Annotated in this window: 13 protein-coding genes; 8 read left to right on the top strand and 5 right to left on the bottom strand. The window is 74.6% G+C overall.

Annotated features, from left to right (window positions below):
- Window positions 1-449: 449 nt before the first annotated feature.
- Together OG994_RS09400 and OG994_RS09395 are read left to right on the top strand one after the other, a co-directional pair.
- The gene (locus OG994_RS09400; RefSeq protein ID WP_328852858.1) at window positions 450-902 is read left to right on the top strand and encodes a dihydrofolate reductase family protein; all 453 of its coding nucleotides are present in this window, start codon (window positions 450-452) and stop codon (window positions 900-902) included.
- 3 nt (window positions 903-905) lie between these two features.
- Complete coding sequence (locus OG994_RS09395; protein WP_328852857.1) at window positions 906-1061, top strand: hypothetical protein; 156 nt, start codon at window positions 906-908, stop codon at window positions 1059-1061.
- A 59-nt stretch (window positions 1062-1120) separates the two neighbouring features.
- On the opposite strand, the gene OG994_RS09390 is transcribed toward OG994_RS09395, so the two are convergent.
- Together OG994_RS09390 and OG994_RS09385 are read right to left on the bottom strand one after the other, a co-directional pair.
- On the bottom strand, window positions 1121-2986 hold the full coding sequence (locus OG994_RS09390) for a serine hydrolase (RefSeq protein WP_328852856.1): 1866 nt from the start codon (window positions 2984-2986) through the stop codon (window positions 1121-1123).
- Between the two features lie 8 nt (window positions 2987-2994).
- Entirely contained in the window at window positions 2995-4803 is a 1809-nt protein-coding gene (locus OG994_RS09385) for a glycoside hydrolase family 3 protein (protein ID WP_328852855.1), read from the bottom strand.
- Between the two features lie 193 nt (window positions 4804-4996).
- Here OG994_RS09385 and aceB point away from each other — a divergent pair, with 193 nt between their 5' ends.
- Genes aceB through OG994_RS09365 form a run of 4 tightly spaced genes read left to right on the top strand, consistent with a single transcriptional unit; the run spans window position 4997 to window position 10776 of the window.
- The gene (aceB, locus tag OG994_RS09380) at window positions 4997-6580 is read left to right on the top strand and encodes a malate synthase A (protein ID WP_328852854.1); all 1584 of its coding nucleotides are present in this window, start codon (window positions 4997-4999) and stop codon (window positions 6578-6580) included.
- Window positions 6581-6621: 41 nt separating this feature from the next.
- Window positions 6622-8088, top strand: coding sequence for an FAD-linked oxidase C-terminal domain-containing protein (locus OG994_RS09375; protein WP_328852853.1), 1467 nt, complete (start codon window positions 6622-6624; stop codon window positions 8086-8088).
- Window positions 8088-9401, top strand: a complete 1314-nt coding sequence (locus OG994_RS09370) for an FAD-binding oxidoreductase (protein ID WP_328852852.1) — start codon at window positions 8088-8090, stop codon at window positions 9399-9401. The genes OG994_RS09375 and OG994_RS09370 overlap by 1 nt, the downstream gene beginning before the upstream one ends.
- 1 nt (window position 9402) lies before the next feature.
- Window positions 9403-10776 carry a (Fe-S)-binding protein gene (locus OG994_RS09365; protein WP_192902166.1) on the top strand — a complete coding sequence of 458 codons (1374 nt, stop codon included), beginning with the start codon at window positions 9403-9405 and terminating at the stop codon, window positions 10774-10776.
- A gap of 60 nt (window positions 10777-10836) precedes the next feature.
- On the opposite strand, the gene OG994_RS09360 is transcribed toward OG994_RS09365, so the two are convergent.
- The 3 genes from OG994_RS09360 to OG994_RS09350 form a co-directional block, all read right to left on the bottom strand.
- A complete protein-coding gene (locus tag OG994_RS09360; protein ID WP_328852851.1) occupies window positions 10837-12345 on the bottom strand; it encodes an Nramp family divalent metal transporter in 1509 nt (502 codons plus the stop codon).
- Window positions 12346-12478: 133 nt separating this feature from the next.
- A complete protein-coding gene (locus OG994_RS09355; protein ID WP_328852850.1) occupies window positions 12479-13024 on the bottom strand; it encodes an AAA family ATPase in 546 nt (181 codons plus the stop codon).
- Between the two features lie 41 nt (window positions 13025-13065).
- Complete coding sequence (locus OG994_RS09350; RefSeq protein ID WP_120329177.1) at window positions 13066-13995, bottom strand: diacylglycerol/lipid kinase family protein; 930 nt, start codon at window positions 13993-13995, stop codon at window positions 13066-13068.
- 228 nt (window positions 13996-14223) lie between these two features.
- On the opposite strand from OG994_RS09350, the gene OG994_RS09345 reads away from it, so the two are divergent.
- Together OG994_RS09345 and OG994_RS09340 are read left to right on the top strand one after the other, a co-directional pair.
- Window positions 14224-15090 carry an NAD(P)-dependent oxidoreductase gene (locus OG994_RS09345; RefSeq protein ID WP_328852849.1) on the top strand — a complete coding sequence of 289 codons (867 nt, stop codon included), beginning with the start codon at window positions 14224-14226 and terminating at the stop codon, window positions 15088-15090.
- Window positions 15091-15356: 266 nt separating this feature from the next.
- Window positions 15357-17171, top strand: a complete 1815-nt coding sequence (locus OG994_RS09340; protein ID WP_328852848.1) for a 1-deoxy-D-xylulose-5-phosphate synthase — start codon at window positions 15357-15359, stop codon at window positions 17169-17171.
- The last annotated feature ends 29 nt before the right edge of the window (window positions 17172-17200 follow it).

Here is a 17200-nt window from a genome sequence, read left to right as displayed (position 1 = left end):
GAAAAGCACGCCGTTCCGGCTTCCGTCCGGCTCGCCGTGACCTCCGGACGCCGATCCCGAGGGCGGCAACACGTTTCGTCGGACATGTGACGGGAGGAGTTCGTCACACGCGTGAAATGAATCCTGAATGAGTCGGATGAGCGGCCGCCTCAGGCCAATTTGCCGAACATTTTTCGAGGATGGTCGGCGCAGTTACCCTACGGGTCGGTAGGAAATTGAGCGCGGACTCTCGGTAGCGACGGAGACCGATATTTGTCCCACATTGGACGAGGTGTCCCGATGGCCCTCCGCCGGGCGGGACGGGGACCACGGCGCGGGCACCGGGCGACGCGGGCGCGGCGGGCGTCGGCGGAGCCTCTTCTCCTCTAGGCTCGGCCCGGGCCGGTGCGAGTCGCTCCGGCTCGTCGGTCGGGCCGCGACCGGATGACGGCGACAGGGGGAGAGGCTTCATGAAGAAGATCCGGGCGGGGCTGTTCATCTCGCTCGACGGTGTCGTCGAGGCTCCGGACCAGTGGCACTTCCCGTACTTCAACGACGAGATGGGCGCCGCCGTGGGCAGTCAGCTCGACGGCGCCGACACGCTGCTGCTCGGCCGCCGGACGTACGACAGCTTCGCGGGCGCGTGGCCGGATCGGGAGACGGCCGGCGACGAGGACGCGGGCTTCGCGAAGACGCTCGGCGACCTGCGGAAGATCGTCGTGTCGCACCAGCCGCTCCAGTTCACCTGGCGCAACTCCGAACAGCTGCGCGGCGACCTCGTGGAGGCCGTCACCGCGCTGAAGCACGAGCCCGGTGACGGGCTCATCGGCATGAGCGGGTCGGTGTCGATCGTCCGGCAGTTGCTGTCCGCCGGGCTGCTGGACGAGCTGCACCTGCTCGTGCACCCGATCGCCGTGCGGTAGGGCATGCGCCTGTTCGAGGAGGGCGGGCCGTCGATCCCGCTCCGCCTGCTGACCTCGCAGACCTTCTCGACGGGCGTGCTCAACCTCGTCTACGCCCCGACCACCCCGGCCGGCGACGCCGGCTACGAGGAGGCCCGGACGCACCTGCCGCAGACCTGAGGCCGCGCGCCGGACCGGCGGGCGGGCGCCCTGCCCGTCCGCCGGCCCGACGGAGCCGGTCAGGTGCGCGCGGGCGACCAGCCGTCGGCGCGAAGCCGGGCGGAATCGGCGCCCTCACCGCTGAACAGCAGTCCGTCGCGGTCGGCCACGACGATCCCGTCGACGTAGACACCGCGTCCCTGGCTCGACACGTCGGTGACGCTGCGCCACCGCAGATGGGTGGCCCCGTCCGGCAGGTCGGCCGTGACCTGCCACCACACCCGGCCGCCGTAGCCGGTGACCGTGCCGTCGCTGCGCCACCGCTGGCCGGCGTGGCGCAGCACCATCGGCACGGGCGCCCACGTCGCGCCGCCGTCGGTGGAGACCTCGACCCGTGCGCTGTCGTAGCGCGGCTCGGTGTCGTACCAGAGCAGGAAGCTCGCCGTGCCGCCCCGCGCCGGCCGGCGCAGCGGCGCGGTGAGCGTGGCCGTGGCGGAGTCGCGCTGGTCGGCGCGCCACGCCTCCCGGGTGTGGGGCCGCACGGGCATCGCCTCGGCGAGGTCGCGTGCCACGGCGCGCCGGGCCACGTTGTTGCTGCCCCAGCCGCGGTCCGGGTGCACCCGGTTGCTGAGCAGGATCACGAAGGAGTGGGAGAGCGGGTCGACCACCAGGGACGTCCCCGTGAAGCCGGTGTGCCCGAACGCGACGGGGGAGGAGAGACCCATCATGTACCAGTGCTTGTTCAGCTCGAAGCCGAGGCCGCGGTCGCTCTCCGGGTAGGCCTGCTCCAGCGGCGCGTTGTAGTTGACCAGCATCGCCCGCACCGTCTCCGGCCGCAGGATGCGCCTGCCGCGGTACTCGCCGCCGTTGAGCAGCGACTGGCAGAGCACGGCCAGGTCGGCCGCCGTGGAGAAGACTCCCGCGTGGCCGGCGACGCCCCCGAGCGACCAGGCGTTCTCGTCGTGCACCTCGCCCCAGACCATGCCGCGCCCCGCGTACGGCTGGTACTCGGTGGCGGCGATGCGGGCGCGCCGCTCGGGGCCGGGGTTGTAGCCGGTGTCGGTCATGCCGAGCGGGGCCGTGACACCGTCGCGGACCAGGTCGGCCAGGGACCGGCCGGTGACCCGCTCGACGAGCACGCCCAGCGCGATCAGGCCGAGGTCGGAGTAGACGTACCGACTGCCCGGCGGGGCGGTGACCGGTGTGGCGAGCGCCGCCGCGAACCGTTGCTCCGGTGTCGGGTAGGCGCTCCACAGCGGTGTGAACGCCGGTAGGCCGGAGGTGTGGGTGAGCAGCATGCGTACGGTCACCGCCTCCTTGCCTCCGGCGGCGAACTCGGGGACGTAGCGGGCGACCGGGGCGTCCAGGTACACCCGTCCCCGTTCGACCTGTTGCAGGACCACGATCGTGGTGAACAGCTTCGACACCGACGCCAGGTCGACGATCGTGTCCGGCCGCATCGGGATCTGCTGGTCGGCGGGGAGCTCCACGCCGACCAGTTCCGGCGGCGGCCCCACCTCGCGGTACCGCACGGCGGTGCCCACGGCGGCGTGCTGCACGACGACGCCGTCCTTGGCCGCCAGCACGACGGCGCCCGCGTACGTCGGGTGCCCGGGGTGGTCCGGCGTCGGTTCGAGGTACGCGGCGAGGTCCGCGGGCATGCGCGCCACCTGCTCGGGAAGCAGACCGACCTGGCGGGCGCTGCCGCGCCGGAGCGTGTCGTGCCGGAAGCGGATGTCGGCGGGGGTGACGTCCGGCGCGCCCCACCGGGTGGCCTGTGCGGCCGGCGCGGCGTCGAGGGACGGTCCGGCGGTGGGCGGCGTGGCGGCCGGGTCGGGCGGTGCGGCGGTGGCGCCGGCCGGCGCCGCGGCCACCGTGACGGCCACGGCCAGGCCGATCGTGAGCGCCCGCACTGGTCCGGGCACGGGGGTGTTCCGGTGCGGCATGGTGCCTCCTACCAGGTCAGGCCGTGGCCGTACGGGTACGGCACGCCGCCGTCGGCGGCCGGGATCGTCACGGGCAGGCGCCCGCGCGGCGAGAGCTCCCCGTGCAGCGCGCGCACCAGGGTGTCCATGGCCGCCCGGGTGTACGAGTAGCTGGCCAGGTACGTCCGCACCCCCGGCAGGTGGGCGATGTCGTACGGATCCCGCACCGCCACCACGACGACGGGCCGCCCGGTGGCCAGCAGCGCGGCCACGAGGCGCTGCTGGCTGCCCCGCGGATCGGTCACCGTGGTGTCCCACGCCTTGTTCACGAGCACGACGGTGAGGTCGTGCCCGGCCGCCTCGGCGGCCGTCGCGGCGATGACCGCGTCGGACGGCAGGGTGGCGGGCCGGGCGGTGGCGCGGGCGCCGCGGGCGGTGAACCCCTGCGCGACGGTCTCGATCGGGGCGAAGGCGGCGGTGTTCCAGCCGGTGACGAGCACCGACCGGTCGGCGGGCCGCAGGGGCAGCAGCCCGTCGTCGTTCCGGACCGCGGTGAGCGTGCCGTCGGTGACCCGCGTGACGGCCCGCAGGTGCTCCGGCGCGCCGACCGTCCGCACGGCCGCGTCCACGTCGACCAGTGGCGAGCGGGTCAGGCCCTGCCGGTACTTCAGGGTGAGGATACGCCGGACCGACTCGTCGATGCGCCGCTCGGACAGCTCCCCGGTGGCCACGGCGCGCAGCACCGCGTCCCGTGCCAGGCGCAGGTCCGGCGGCATCAGGAGCTGGTCGGCGCCGGCCTTCAGCGCCAGCACGGGAACCCGCTCGTCGCCGTACCTCTGCCGTACGGCGGCCATGTTCAGCGCGTCGGTGACGATGACGCCCCGGAAGCCGAGTTCGCCCCGCAGCACGCCGGTGAGGATCCTCGGTGACAGGGTCGCCGGGTCGCCGGACGGGTCGAGGGCGGGCACGACGATGTGGGCCGTCATGATCGACTCGACGCCGGCGCGGATCGCCCGCCGGAACGGCGGCGCGTCGATCCGCTCCCACTCCTGCCGGGTGTGGTTGATGACCGGCAGGTCGGTGTGGCTGTCGTTGTCGGTGTCCCCGTGGCCGGGGAAGTGCTTCGCCACCGCCGTCACGCCGGCGCCGTCCTGGAAGCCGTCGACCTGGGCGGCGGTGAGGTCGGCCACGAGGGCGGGGTCGGAGCCGAACGACCGTACGCCGATCACCGGGTTGGCCGGGTCGACGTTGACGTCGGCGATCGGCGCGTACGGCTGGCGGATGCCGACGGCGCGCAGCTCACGGCCGGTGATCTCCGCGGCGGTGCGCGCGGCCTGGGGTGAGCGGCCCGCGCCCAGGGCCATCGCGCCGGGGAACTGGGCGGCGGGCGGGGGCATCCGCAGCACCACGCCCTGCTCCTGGTCGGTGGAGATCAGCAGGGGCACCCGGCCCTTGCGCCCGTCGCCCAGCGCCGCGCGTTGCAGTCCGTTGGAGAGGGTGGCGATCTGCCGGGGGCTGTCCAGGTTGTGCGACCAGGAGAAGTAGCAGACGCCACCGAGGTGGTACTCCTCGACCACCTCGGCGGGGGTCTCGACCCCGAACGCGGCCCGGTTGGCGGCGCGGTCGGCGGCGCTGGGCTCGGTGGCGTCGGCGCCGTAGACGTACGTGGCGAAGAGCTGCCCGACCTTCTGTTCGAGGCTCATGTGCCGCAGCGTCGAGGTGACCCAGCCGTGCTCGCCGGCGGGCGCGGGCGGCGCGGACGCCCGTACCGGCAGCGGCGCGAGGGTGGCACTCAGGACGGCGACCAGGACGGATGCGATGGCGAGACGGGCCTTCATAGACGACTGCCTCTCAGTCCGGATGGCTGAAACTTAGCTACACGTCTATGAATCGTCAAGAAGGTTTGCTACATCGCCCCCGCGCGGTCACCCGGCCGCGGCCCCTCGCGGATCACCGCCGGTGCCACTAGAGTCGACGGCAGCAATTCCCGTGGATCGATCCGGGTCACCCCACCACGGTGAGGAGCGCGGCATGCAGCTGCCCGAAGGCGTCGAGGTCGTCGGCCCCCGGCACGACCGCTACGAGGAGATCCTCACCCCGCCGGCGCTGGCGTTCGTGGCGGAGCTGCACCGCGCCTTCGACGCCCGCCGCCGCGACCTGCTCGCCGCCCGTGCCGCCCGCGTCGCCGCGCTGGCGGCCGGCGGATCGCTGGACTTCCTCCCGCACACCCGGCACGTCCGGGACGGCGACTGGCGGGTGGCGCCGCCCGCCCCCGGGCTCGTGGACCGGCGCGTGGAGATCACCGGGCCGACCGACGCCAAGATGACCGTCAACGCGCTCAACTCCGGCGCGAAGGTGTGGCTCGCCGACCTCGAGGACGCCAACACGCCCCGGTGGGAGAACGTCATCGGCGGCCAGCTCAACCTGCGCGACGCCGTCGACCGCACGCTCACCCACACCGCGCCCGACGGCCGGCGCTACACGCTGCACGACGGCGACCTGGCCACGATCGTGGTCCGGCCGCGCGGCTGGCACCTCACCGAGAAGCACATCCTCGTCGACGGCGAACGCACCTCGGGCAGCCTCGTCGACTTCGCCCTCTACCTCTTCCACTGCGCGCGGCGTCAGCTCGACCTCGGCCACGGCCCCTACTTCTACCTGCCGAAGATGGAGAGCCACCTCGAGGCGCGGCTCTGGAACGACGTGTTCCTGTCCGCCCAGGACCACCTCGGCCTACCGCGCGGCACGATCCGCGCCACGGTGCTCATCGAGACCTACGCGGCGGCGTTCGAGATGGACGAGATCCTCTACGAGCTGCGCGACCACGCCGCCGGGCTCAACGCCGGCCGGTGGGACTACATGTTCAGCGTCATCAAGACGTTCCGCACCCGGGGGCGCGACTTCCTCCTGCCGGACCGCAACGCGGTGACGATGACCGCGCCGTTCATGCGCGCGTACACCGAACTGCTGGTGCGGACCTGCCACCGGCGCGGCGCGCACGCCATCGGCGGCATGGCCGCGTTCATCCCGAGCCGCCGCGACCCGCAGGTCAACGAGACGGCGCTCGCGAAGGTCCGCGAGGACAAGACCCGCGAGGCGGGCGACGGGTTCGACGGCTCCTGGGTGGCCCACCCCGACCTCGTGCCGGTCTGCCGCGAGGTCTTCGACGCCGTCCTCGGCGACCGGCCCCACCAGATCGACCGGACCCGGGAGGACGTGCACGTCACCGCCGCGCAGCTGCTCGACGTCCGGGCCACGCCGGGCCGGCGCACCGAGGCGGGGCTGCGCAACGCCGTGAGCGTCGGCATCCAGTACCTGACGAGCTGGCTGCGGGGCACGGGCGCGGTGGCCATCTTCCACCTCATGGAGGACGCCGCCACGGCCGAGATCTCCCGCTCCCAGGTGTGGCAGTGGCTGCACAACGGCGTCGCGCTCGACGACACCGGCGCGACGGTCGACCGGGCCCTGGTGGAGCGCCTCGCCGACGAGGAGCTGGCGAAGCTCCCCGGCGACCCGGCCGACCACGCCGCGGCGCGGGCGCTGTTCCTGGAGGTCGCCGTGGCGGACGACTTCGTCGACTTCCTCACCCTGCCCGCGTACGAACGGATGCCCTGACAGCCGACACCTGACACCTGCGGCCCGCACGGGAGGCGGCGATGACCACGACGGACGTCAGCACCCTCGCCGCGACCCTGCGGGCCGTGCTCGGTGACCACCAGGTGATCACCGACCGGCAGGAGCTGCGCACCTACGAGTGCGACGGGCTCGCCCAGTACCGGGTGGTCCCCGCCCTCGTGGCGCTGCCCCGCACCGCCGCCGAGTGCGCGGCGACCGTCCGGGCCTGCGTCGACGCCGGCGTGCCGTTCGTGGCCCGCGGCTCGGGCACCGGCCTGTCCGGCGGCGCGCTCCCGCACGCCGACGGGGTGCTGATCGTGACGTCCCAGATGCGGGCGATCCGCGAGATCGCCCCCGCCGACGAGCGGGCCGTGGTGGAGCCGGGAGTCATCAACCTCCACGTGAGCCGCGCCGCGGCCCCCTACGGCTACCACTACGCGCCGGACCCGTCGAGTCAGCAGGTCTGCTCGATCGGCGGCAACGTCGCCGAGAACTCCGGCGGCGCGCACTGCCTGAAGTACGGCTTCACCACCAACCACGTCACCGGGCTGGAGGTGGTCACACCGGACGGTGACCTGGTGCGCCTCGGCGGCCGCGCGCCCGACGCACCCGGCTACGACCTGCTGGGCGCCTTCGTCGGCTCCGAGGGGACGCTCGGCATCACCACGGAGGTCACCGTGCGGCTCACCCGCTCACCGGAGTCGGTGCGGACGCTGCTGGCCGGCTTCGCCGGCACCGACCAGGCCGGCGCGGCGACCTCGGCGATCATCGCGGCCGGCGTGGTCCCCGCGGCCATCGAGATGATGGACGCGCTCGCCATCGAGGCCGCCGAGGCGGCCGTGCGGTGCGGGTACCCGGCGGGCGCCGGCGCCGTGCTGATCGTCGAGCTGGACGGCCCCGCCGCCGAGGTCGACGCCCAGTTCGCCGACGTGGAGCGGCTCTGCCGCGACAACGGCGCCACCGAGATCCGCGTCGCCGCCGACGACGCCGAGCGGGCCCTCATCTGGAAGGGGCGCAAGTCGGCCTTCGCGGCGGTCGGCCGGATCAGCCCGGACTACATCGTCCAGGACGGGGTCATCCCGCGTACGGCGCTGCCCGAGGTGCTGCGCCGCATCGCGGAGATCTCGGCGCGCCACGGGGTGCGGGTCGCGAACGTGTTCCACGCTGGCGACGGCAACCTGCACCCGCTCGTCCTCTTCGACGACGCCGTGCCCGGCCAGGCCGAGCGGGCCGAGGAGGTCTCCGCCGCGATCCTCGACATCTGCGTGGCGCAGGGCGGTTCCATCACGGGCGAGCACGGCGTCGGCATGGACAAGGTGAGCTTCATGCCCCGCATGTACACGGACGACGACCTCGACACCATGCAGCTGCTGCGGTGCGCCTTCGACCCGCGCGGGCTCGCCAACCCGGGCAAGGTCTTCCCGACGCCCCGGCTCTGCGGGGAGGTTCCCGGCCGGCGCAGAGGCGTCCACCCGGTGCAGGAGGCCGGCCTCGCGGAGATGTTCTGATGGCCGGGGACGTCCTCGCCGCCCTCCGCGCGGCGGCCGGCGAGGCGACCGGTCCGGCCGACGACGGAGCCCGTCCGGCCGGTCCGGACGGACCCGACGCCGCGGTGGTCCGGCCCGCCGGGGACGAGGACGTGGTGGCGGGCGTCCGTCCCCGGTACGTGGCCGCGCCCGGCTCCACGGCGGAGGCCGCCGCGCTGGTGCGGGTCGCCGCGGCCCGGGGCCTCGCCGTGGTGGTGCGCGGTGCCGGCACCAGACAGGACTGGGCGAACCCGCCACGCCGTCTGGACCTGCTGCTGGACACCCGCCGGCTCGCCGGCGTCGTGGAGCACGCGGCCGGGGACCTCATCGTCGTCGTCCGGGCCGGCACCCCGGTGGCGGAACTCCAGGCGGCGCTGGCCACCGCCGGCCAGCACCTCGCGCTCGACACGCCGCTGCCGCCGGGCGCGGCGTCCACCGTGGGCGGCGTCGTGGCCACGAACACGAGCGGACCCCGCCGGATGCGGTACGGCACGGTCCGGGACCTGCTGATCGGGATCACCGTCGTCCGGCCCGACGGTGTGGTGGCCCGCGCCGGCGGCAAGGTCGTGAAGAACGTGGCCGGTTACGACCTCGGGAAGCTGTTCACCGGCGCGTACGGCACCCTGGGGCTGGTGGCCGAGTGCGCGTTCCGGCTGCACCCGCTGCCCGCCGCGCGGGCCTTCCTGACCCGCCGGGCCGGCGACGCCGCCGAGGCGGGGCGCCTCGCCGCCGCCGTCCTCGCCGCCCAGGTGGTGCCGAGCGCGCTGGAGGTCGACGCGGCGCCCGACGGCCGTACGGAGGTGGCCGTGCTGCTGGAGGGCACGCCCCGGGGGGTGAAGGAGCGGGCCGCGGCGACGCGTGCGCTGCTCGGCGGGGCCACCGTCGCCGACGAGCCGCCGCCCTGGTGGTCGTCCTACCCGTGGCGCCCCGGCGACGTCGGGCTCACGCTCACGGCCGCCCTGTCCGGCGTTCCCCGGCTGCTCGCGGCCGCCGCCGAGGCGCGGCGCCGGCACGGGGTGGCGCTGGCCGTCCGCGGCTCGGCCGGCGCCGGGGTCCTGCACGCCGGCCTGCCCAGCGCCACCCCGCCCGACGTGGTGGCCCGGACCGTGGCGGAGTTGCGGGTCGTCGCCGGGTCGGCCGGTGGGCACGCCGTGGTGCTCACCGCACCGCCGCAGGTGCGGGAGCGGGTCGACCTGTGGGGCCCCGTCGACGGCCTGCACCTGATGCGCCGGGTCAAGGCGCAGTTCGACCCGGACGCCCGCTTCGCGCCCGGGCGCTTCGTGGGAGGGATCTGAGGTGAGCGGCATCCCCGACCAGCGTGGACGACCGGTGCCCCGCGACGTGCTGGGGCCGGTCGCCCCGGCGCCGGGCGAGCCGGCCTTCGACGACGACCACCCACCCCGGCGGGAGCTGGTCGACGACTGCGTCCACTGTGGTTTCTGCCTGCCCACCTGCCCCACGTACGTGCTGTGGGGAGAGGAGATGGACTCGCCGCGCGGCCGGATCCACCTCATGGAGCAGGGGCTCGACGGCGAGCCGCTGAGCCCGTCGATGGTCGCCCACGTCGACCGCTGCCTGGGCTGCATGGCGTGCGTCACCGCCTGCCCGTCCGGCGTGCGGTACGACCGGCTCATCGAGGACACCCGCCAGCAGGTGGAGCGGCGGCACCGCCGACCCCGCCGCGAGCGGGCGCTGCGCGCCGCCGTCTTCGCGCTCTTCCCGTACCCGCGACGGCTGCGCCTGCTGCGCGGGCCGCTGCGGGCGTACCAGGCCACCGGCCTGCGCGCGCTGGTCCGCCGCACCGGGCTGCTGCCGCGCCTGGCGCCCACGCTCGCCGCGCTGGACGCGCTGGCGCCCCCGATCGGGCGCGCCGCCCGCGTCCCGCGCCGGGTGCCCGCGCGGGGAACCCGGCGCGCCCGGGTCGGCATGCTCACCGGCTGCGTGCAGCACGCCTTCTTCCCGCAGGTGAACGCGGCCACCGCCCGGGTCCTCGCCGCCGAGGGGTGCGAGGTGCTGATCCTCCCCGAGCGGCAGGGCTGCTGCGGGGCGCTGAGCGTCCACAACGGCCGGCGGGCCGAGGCGCGGCGGTTCGCCCGGGCCCTGCTCGACGTCTTCGACTCCGCGGGCGTCGACTTCTTCGTGGTCAACGCCGCGGGCTGCGGTTCGGCCCTCAAGGACTACGGGGAACTGCTCGCCGACGACCCCGCGTACGCCGACCGGGCCGCCGCGTTCGCGGCGTCGGTGCGCGATCTCTCCGAGCTGCTCGTGGAGCTGGGTCCGGTGGCGCCGCGCCACCCGCTGCCGGTGACCGTCGCCTACCACGACGCCTGCCACCTGGCGCACGCCCAGGGCGTGCGGGCGCAGCCGCGGGAACTGCTGGCCGCCGTCCCGGGCCTCGCCGTGCGGGAGATCGCCGACCCCGAGATCTGCTGCGGGTCGGCCGGGGTGTGGAACGTCCTGAACCCGGAGCCCGCCGGGCAGCTGGGCGAGCGCAAGGCCGCCCACGTGCTCGCCACCGGCGCCGACCTGCTCGTCACCGCGAACCCCGGATGTCTGCTCCAGATCGCCTCGGCCGCGCGGCGGCTCGGCCGGCGACTCCCCGTCGCCCACACCGTCGAGGTGCTGGACGCCTCGATCCACGGCCGGGGTGTCGACGAGCTGCTGCGCTGAACGGGGCCCCTGCCCACCGCAGGGGCCCCTTCCACCCGTCGCGCCGGCCGCCGGCGGAGATCAGAAGGTGACCAGTGGATCGCCGAGGAAGTCGGCGATGAAGTTGACGAAGAAGAACCCGAAGAAGATGACGTTGACGATCAGCAGTACGTAGTGCCACGGGCGGGGACGCGCGGCACGCGGCAGGCGGCGGTTCAGGTAGATGAGCATGAACGGGAAGATCAGCGCGCCGAGGTTGGACATGTTCGCCGACCACTGCACCAGGCTCACCGGCAGCGCCAGGTGCAGGATGACCGCGATGATCAGGAGCAGCAGGAGCATGAACGGGTAGTAGAAGCGGCGCGGGTCGCCTTCGAGCAGGCGCCGCAGCCGGGGGCTGGTGGCGTGGGCGGCGTCGGTGGTCACCCGCACCATGCCCTCGAAGATCCCGAGCTGCGTGCTGAACAGGATGAGTACGCCGATGACCAGCATGCCGTAGAACATCGCCCGGCCGTACTCCGGTTCGAGGGCGGTGGCGACGAACGTGGGCACCGTCGCCGTGGTGGGCGACTCGCCGGACAACTCGACGGCCTGGGCCATGAGGATCGTCGGCAGCAGCATGCCCAGCATCGCGCCGACGAAGAAGATGCCCCACATGTCGGTGAGCAGCAGCCGGTACCACCGCTTCCAGCGGGCCGCGTTGGCCGGGTCGTCGGGGAAGGTGACCCCGCTGGCCAGCAGTTCCCGCCGGTCACCGCGCAGCCCGGAGATGTAGCCGGTGCGGTAGCCCATGCCGTAGCCCTTGTCCCGGTAGTGGCCCATCACGTACCAGTTCAGGCCGGAGGCCAGCGCCGTGAAGCCGGCGAGCCCGCCCAGTTGGGTGGCCGTGATGCCCTCCGGAGGGGCGGCCGGGGTGACGAACCCGCGGATCCCCTCCCACCACAGGCTGCCGGGCACGACGAGCAGCGTGATGGCCAGCAGCGCCAGCAGGATCGTCCCGACCATCACCCAGTTGGCCAGCTCCAGGGTGCGGCTGATGCGCCGGGCCGCGGCGGTCATCGCGAACACGAGCACGAGCAGGGCGATCGCCCACAGTCGCGGCTCCTCGGCGCCGGCCGGGGGCACCTCGCCGTGGACGAGAGCGTACAGGCCCTGGCCGGCCGAGGCCGCCCAGCCGCCGGCGATGAACGCGAAGATGACCAGGAACACGGCCACCGGCACCCAGAGCAGGTAACCGGGGGGCACGCGCCCCCAGCCGACGACCGGCGCCTCGCCGGTGGCCATCACGTACCGGGACGACTCGACGTTGTAGAACGTCTGGAGCACGGCCGAGACGAGGATGACCCATCCGACTCCGACGAAACCGAACTGACCCACCGCCTGCGGGCCGAGCAACCATTCCCCGCTGCCGATGGAGATGCCGAGGGCGATGAGGCTCGGGCCCAGCGCGTACTTGACCAACTGGGGGAGGCCGAGCCTGCGTACGCCGAACACCTCTTCCGGTTCGGGCAGGTCCGCGACGGCGAGCGGGGGACGGCTGGTCCCCAGTGGATAGGTGCGGACGTCCGGGGCCTCAGTTACTTCGGTCATGAAGAACCTCCTTGTGGGAAGGGCCCCCCTGACCGTCAATCGTCATGCGGCGTTAACACATTGGCAATAACCGTTTCATTTGGGGCGTGGAAACGTTGGCGCGGGGCGCCACGGGCGGCAGGCGCCGCCGCACTCACGCCACCGCGGCCGAATCCGTCCCGGCGAGGATCCGGTCCACCGTCTCGGCCACCGTGAGATCCGACGTGTCGATCCACAGGCCCAGCCTCGGGGTGGCCGCGCGCAGCGCGTGGTCGAGCGCGGCGACAGCCTGGTCCCCGGGCCGGTACGCCACCTTGCCCCGCGTCCGCCGGCGTTCGGCGTCCCGCGCCGCCACCACCTCGGCGCGGGGGGCCAGGACCACCACGGACAGCGGCCGGGTGCGGATGCGGTCGACGACCCACGGGAGGTCGTCACCCAGGACGATGTCCTGGAACACGACCTGGAAGCCCGCCTCGGCGTACCCGTCGGCGGCCGCCGCGGCGAGCGCGTACCGCAGCCGAAGCTGGCGTACGGCCTCGGCCGGCGGGTCGGCGGGACCCATCTCCACGCGGCCGTTGACGATCATGCGGCGGAACAGGTCACCCCGGACGTGGACGGACCGCGGCAGGCGCTCCGCGAGCGCCTGCGCGACGGTCGACTTCCCGGCGGCCTGGATGCCGGTGATCAGCGTGATCGGCATGGCCGCAGGATAGGAAGCCGGACCGCCCGCGCGACCGGCACCTACCGGTCGACGGTGCCGACCGGCGCCATCACCCGCAGCGCGTTCGCCGCGAGGCCGACGCGGATCGGCGTACGGCCGCGCAACTCGCCGTCGACCTCGACGGGCGCCGGCCGGTCCGTCTCCAGCCACAGCTCGCCGACGGCCACGAACGGCTGCTCGTGCAAGGTGCGGCGATGGCCGGTCGTCGCGTTGCGCACCGTGTCCCGCAGCAGTCCGCGGCGGCTGGGGCCGCCCACCGGGTACGCCACCAGCAGCCGGTCGTCGGCGTCCGCGTCCGCCGTGATCGGCCGTCCGGCGTGGAAGCCACCGTTCGCCACGTACAGCTGCCGGGTGACGTAGGTGTGCTCGGCGCCGGCCGTGCGGATCGTGGCGCGCAGCGGGCGGTGTCGGGTGAGCAGGGCCAGGGCGGTGAGCGGGTACGCGACCCGCCCGGTGAGGCGCTTCAGGCGCGGCGGCGTCGTGAGCATGACGTCGGCGGACAGCCCGACCCCGACGTGGTTGGTGAACGGCGTGTCGCCGGCGAGCCCCAGGTCGACGTCGACCACCGTGCCGGTGGCGAGGACGTCGACGGCCCGGTCGAGGCGCAGCGGGACGCCGACGGTCCGGGCAAAGTTGTTCGTGGTGCCCATCGGCAGCAGACCGAGCGCCATGTCGCGGTGGGCGAGCAGGCGCGCGGCGGCGCTGAGCGTGCCGTCGCCGCCGCCGGCGATGAGCAGGTCCGGCCCGAGATCGGCGGCCTCGGCGAGCGTGCGTTCCAGCCGGCCCACGTCCTCGACCGGGTGGTGGGCGACGAGGTCGAAACCGGCGGACGCGAGCAGCGCGCAGGCCCGTTCGTAGAGGTGGCGGCCCCGGCGGGAGTGGGCGTTCACGACGAGCACCGCCCGGCGCTCCCGCCGGATGGCCTCGCCGAGCTCCTGTTTGGTCCGCATCAGACCCCGACCCTATCCCCAGTGGACCGAGGTCGGCGCGGAACGTGCGCGGGCGGGCGCCGCGACCGGTGGCCGCGCCACGCGGGCCGGCCGGCGGGGGCCACCCGCGCAGGCGCCACCCGGTCCGCACCCGCCCGGGTGCGCGGGGCCGAGCCGGCTCCGGCCGGCCTCCTCGTTCCGGCCCTCCGCGCCCGGTGCCGACCGTACGCTGCCGGGGGAGGGGTGCAGATGGCGCAGACGCAGCGGGTGGCCGTCCTCGGGCTCGGCGGCATGGGACGGCCGATGGCCGCCAACATCCTCCGGGCCGGCCTGCCCACGGTGGTCTGGAACCGCAGCCCCGGGCCGGCCCGGGACCTCGGCGAGCAGGGCGCGCGGGTCGCCGACAGCGCGGCCGACGCCGTACGGGAGGCGGACGTCGTGGTCACGATGGTGACCGACGCCGACGCCGTCCTCGCCGTGGCCGACAGCGGCATGCTCGACGCCATGCCCGACGGCGCGGTCTGGGCGCAGATGAGCACCATCGGGGCGGCCGGCACCGACCGGGTCGCCCGACTGGTGGCCGAGCGCCGGCCGGGCGTCGTCCTGGTGGACGCGCCGGTGGCCGGCAGCCGTGGCCCGGCCGAGCAGGGGAAACTCGTCGTCCTCGCCTCGGGCCCGGAGCAGGCCCGTGACCGGGTGGCGCCGGTCTTCGACGCGGTCGGGCAGCGTACCGTCTGGGTCGGGCCGGTGGGGGCGGGTTCCCGGATCAAGATGGCCAACAACCTGCTGCTGGCCTTCGTGAACGAGGGGATCGCCGAGTGCGTGGCGCTCGGCCGGGCGCTCGGGCTCGACCGGGCGACGGTGCTCGACGCGCTGCACGGCAGCACGCTGGTCTCCCCGTGGGCGGCGGAGAAGCTGGAGCGGATCGGCCGGGACGACCACTCGCCGCAGTACCCGCTGCGCCTCGCGCTCAAGGACGTGCGGCTGGCCCTGGGCGACGTGGACGCGGACCGCTTCCCGGTCGCGGGCCGTCTCGCCGCCGAGTGGCAGGGGGCGGTCGACCAGGGCCTCGGCGACGAGGACCTCACCGTGGTCGTCCGCGCCCTCGAACGCTGACCCGCCGCCGTGCCGCGCGCCCGCCTGGTCGAGCTATTCGAACCGATTTCAGGCGGTAGGTGAGATCAGTAGGGTTAAGGTGATTTTGCGCAGGTTCCAAGCGGCCCGTTGTCCCTGGCCCCGCCGCGGCACTCGCGGTACGGGCCACACCGCATCCGCAGCGTGCGGTGGACGAGCGTCGCAGCACGACCCACGCCGGCGGCCACCCCGCCGGCCGGTGAGCCAGACGGTGTCGCCGCGGAGTCGCGTGCCCGGACGGAGAGATGATGTCCCTGCTTGACGATGTCAACGAGCCCGCCGACCTCGACCGGCTCACCCGCGACCAGCTCGGGCTGCTCGCCAGCGAGATCCGGGAGTTCCTCGTGGAGGCGGTCTGCCGGCGGGGCGGGCACCTCGGACCCAACCTCGGCGTGGTCGAGCTGACCCTGGCGCTGCACCGGGTGTTCCGCTCCCCGCACGACCGGATCATCTTCGACACCGGACACCAGGCGTACGTCCACAAGCTGCTCACCGGCCGCCGCGAGCGCTTCGGCGGGCTGCGCGGGCGCGGGGGCCTCTCCGGCTACCCGCGGCGGGCCGAGTCGCCGCACGACCTCGTGGAGAACTCGCACGCGTCGACCGCGCTGTCGTACGCCGAGGGGCTGGCCCGCGCGTACGCCCTCGACGGGGTGGGACGCACGGTGGTCGCGGTCATCGGTGACGGCGCCCTGACCGGCGGGCTCGCCTGGGAGGCGCTGAACAACCTCGCGACCTCCCCGGGCCGGGTGGTGGTCGTGCTCAACGACAACGGCCGCTCGTACGCGCCGACCGTCGGCGGCCTCGCGGCCCACCTCGGCCGGCGGCAGGGCGACGACGACGGACCCGGGCTCTTCGAGGCGCTCGGCCTGGACTACCTGGGCCCGGTCGACGGACACGACGTCGCGCAGGTCGAGGCCGCGCTGCACGCGGCCCGCACCGCCGACCGGTCGGTGGTGGTCCACTGCGTCACCCGCAAGGGGTACGGGCACCCGCCCAGCGAGGCCGACGAGGCCGACCGGCTGCATGCCGTGGGGGTGGTCGACCCGCGCACCGGGCAGCCGACGAGCGCGCCCGGCCGGACCTGGACCGACGCGCTCTCCGACGAGCTGGTGGCCATCGGCGCCGACCATCCCGACCTGGTGGCGGTGTCCGCGGCGATGCTCGGCCCCACCGGCCTGGCGGCGTTCGGCGCCCGCTACCCGGACCGCACCGTCGACGTCGGCATCGCCGAGCAGCACGCCGTCACGTCGGCGGCCGGGCTCGCCCTCGGCGGGAAGCATCCCGTCGTGGCGGTGTACGCGACCTTCCTCAACCGGGCCGTCGACCAGGTCCTGCTCGACGTGGCCCTGCACCGGCTGCCGGTCACGCTCGTGCTCGACCGGGCCGGCATCACCGGCCCGGACGGGCCCAGCCACCACGGCATGTGGGACCTCGCGCTGCTCGGCGCCGTCCCGGGGCTGCGGGTGGCCGCACCGCGGGACGAGGCGACGCTGCGCGAGGAGCTGCGGGAGGCGGTGGCCGACCAGGACGGCCCCACGGTGCTGCGCTTCCCGAAGGCGCGGGTCGGTGACGAGATCCCGGCGCTCTACCGCACCGGCGGGATCGACGTGCTGCGCACGGCCGCGGCGGCGCCCGTCCTGCTGGTCGCCGTGGGCGCGATGGCGGCGCCCGCACTGCACGCCGCCGACCTGCTCGCCGAGGCCGGCGTGGAGTGCACCGTCGTGGACCCCCGCTGGGTCCGCCCCGTCAACCCCGCGCTGACCGCGTTCGCCGCCGACCACGCCCTCGTCGTGACCGTCGAGGACGGCATCCGCGACGGCGGCGTCGGCAGCGCTGTCGCGCTGGCGCTCGCCGACGCGGCCGTCGGCGCGCCGGTGCGGGCGCTGGGCCTGCCGACCGCGTTCATCCCGCACGGGGAGCGGGCCGGCCTGCTCGCCGAGCACGGGCTCGACCCGCCCGGCATCTGCGCCGCGGTCCTGCACGAGGTCTCCACGCTGCCCGCCGACCTCGACCTGCGGATGCGGGCCCGGACGCAGACCCCGCTGAGCCCCCTGCCCGGATGAGCCACCACCGCCGACCCCATGCCCCAGAG

It is taken from the genome of Micromonospora globbae, assembly GCF_036184225.1.
Taxonomy (GTDB): domain Bacteria; phylum Actinomycetota; class Actinomycetes; order Mycobacteriales; family Micromonosporaceae; genus Micromonospora; species Micromonospora globbae.
This window is presented reverse-complemented; position numbering and strand designations above follow the sequence as displayed.